General features: G+C 36.8%; 4 protein-coding genes. All 4 read right to left on the bottom strand.

Annotated elements, in window-relative coordinates; genetic code table 11:
* Positions 1–488: 488 nt before the first annotated feature.
* On the bottom strand, positions 489–803 hold the full coding sequence (locus tag HRT72_04890; GenBank protein ID NQY67044.1) for an EthD family reductase: 315 nt from the start codon (positions 801–803) through the stop codon (positions 489–491).
* A gap of 79 nt (positions 804–882) precedes the next feature.
* Positions 883–1,458, bottom strand: a complete 576-nt coding sequence (locus HRT72_04885; GenBank protein ID NQY67043.1) for a TetR/AcrR family transcriptional regulator — start codon at positions 1,456–1,458, stop codon at positions 883–885.
* Positions 1,459–1,460: 2 nt separating this feature from the next.
* The gene (locus tag HRT72_04880) at positions 1,461–1,784 is read right to left on the bottom strand and encodes a hypothetical protein (protein ID NQY67042.1); all 324 of its coding nucleotides are present in this window, start codon (positions 1,782–1,784) and stop codon (positions 1,461–1,463) included.
* 188 nt (positions 1,785–1,972) lie between these two features.
* Positions 1,973–2,095: IS3 family transposase (locus tag HRT72_04875; GenBank protein ID NQY67041.1), on the bottom strand; the 123-nt coding region annotated here is incomplete at its 5' end.

The raw sequence follows: 2,095 nt of genomic DNA, 5'->3' as shown, positions 1-2,095 counted from the left end.
TGCTAAGTGCGGCTGGATGACCTAGTCCCAAGCTCCTAGCTTTCCAGTCTTACTAAGCACTCATCTCTGTTTATAATAGAACTTTCTTGAAAGGACGTTTACAATCGATTAGTAGTTGGATTCTTTATCAAGTTTAGATTTTTTTCTTTAGTCTTTTATTATGAAAAAAGTAGATGTTTATCCTACATGAGAACTAAGGAAAATGAATATGGGATGCTGCTTCTTTACCCAGCAAGCTAGGCTAGTGACAGCATGACGATGAAGGTAGGATTGGGTCTTATCTTTATTTAAACTTGAAGTTTCTCTTTACGTCCTCCGTCATCCTGACACCAAACGCGGTAGGCGATGCAGAGTTTATCACAATATTTATCGTTGTGACAGGGTCTCCTCCAGTCGAAGGTTCGTTTTACTTAACCCGACAAAAAAGCGTAAAGAGAAATTAATTACCTCCTTACACCTTTTTATATCAGAATAATACTATTCTTTACTTAAATCAAAACTTCACTTATTTGAATGGTTGGTTCGATGTTCGTAAAGTTTGGTAAATCACTCATTAGCTTCTCAGCGTTAGGACCAAATGCATTTCCAAAACCCTCAGCAGAATTGCAATACATATTACCCATTGCAGCATAAGGAGCGGTAGAACCTGGTTCCGAACCATCAATAACTTTCTCTACCGTTGCACCTTTTAAGGCATCGCCTAATAAGCCTCCAATCATCGATAGATGCGTATTACAATAATAATAATCGGTATCGAAATTCTTGCCTTCTCCGTTTGGATATATAACACTAACTTTTACCATTCCTGCTTTCATAATAATTTGTTTTTGTTAAAAGACAAAGGTGTATTATTAAGAAAGGTTGGTGTAGAATAGCGTTCAGTTATACGATTAAGGCCAATTGCTGATCTATGTGTAGCCTTAGCTCTTTGGTTCTTACCTTGTATAAGGTGCTCAGTCCGAAAATAATCCCCATCAGGAAATCGGCATACTTCTCTGCTTTTTCAGGCTTTTGTATTTCTCCTAATTCAACAGACCGTTCAAGGATGGCAACGTAGGTGCTCCGCATATTTCCGAAATAGCCATATAGTTTAGTTAGTTCCAGTCTTTCCTGCTCATTGTGTAGTTCTTCTACTGTATTTACCATGAGGCAGCTTCTTGGAAACAACTTATCGATTAGTGCTTCGATTAGACCGTAAAAGAAATACTTAAATGTCTCAATCCCTTTATCTGAGTTTTTAATCTGATTCATGATAGGATCGGATAAGAAGACTAAATAGCTATTTAGCGAATCGATAAAGAGCATGTCTTTGCTATAGTTTTTATAAAATAGCGAAGGACTGATTTCTAGTCTATCCGCTAGGTCGCTCACAGTAACATCTTGGTATCCATTCTCCCAAAATAAGTATCGTGCCTTGGCAACGATGTCTTCGTGCGATTGATTGAGTGCTTTCGCCATGGTTAGTTATTTAAGATGATGTCTAAATTTAAAGTTATGTGGTTATGGCTTTCCTTTTCTTTTTGGATATGGCAGTAGCACATCGAATTACAAAAGAGCAAGACTAAATTATTTGCGATAACCTCCGAATTGTCTTTGTACTTGATAGTTGTGTTAAGTAGGGGAATGAATTTTTCTTTTAATTCTTTTAAATATGACTCCAGTAGAGAATTTGCGTTTGCATCGTTATCGCCTAATTCGGTTGCTATATAGATAATAAAACATTCAGCTGGCCTATAGCTTTTCTTTAAATAACTCAAGAAAAAGTTTTGTAGTGCTTGCTTCACATTTCCGGTTTCCTCTAGGTTTTTAATGTTTTCGGCGGTATACCTTTCTCTATATAGGTTGAGGGCAGCATACAGGATGGAATTGCAACAAAAAAAATGGAGTTTAAGTTAAGCTATGCCGCCTGATTAAATTGATTATTATTCTGATTAAATTGTTCTATTGATTTATTGCCCAAGTGGGAGTGCCTTCATTCTCTGTTATACCACGTTTCCAAGCAGTCGAAAATTGACATTTCTGCTTCGCTTTTAGAAAGGTAGGTTTGTCTGTAAACGCATTCTGTTTTTAAGGTTTTGAAAAAGCTTTCAGCCAC

The sequence above is a fragment of the Flavobacteriales bacterium genome (genome assembly GCA_013214975.1).
In the GTDB taxonomy this organism is placed as follows: Bacteria; Bacteroidota; Bacteroidia; order DT-38; family DT-38; genus DT-38.
This window is presented reverse-complemented; position numbering and strand designations above follow the sequence as displayed.

What these genes read in the sequence shown, in the direction of transcription:
- HRT72_04885 (NQY67043.1), bottom strand. Translation starts at nt 1,458, where the DNA reads ATGGCGAAAGCACTCAATCAATCGCACGAAGACATCGTTGCCAAGGCA.
- HRT72_04890 (NQY67044.1), bottom strand. Translation starts at nt 803, where the DNA reads ATGGTAAAAGTTAGTGTTATATATCCAAACGGAGAAGGCAAGAATTTC.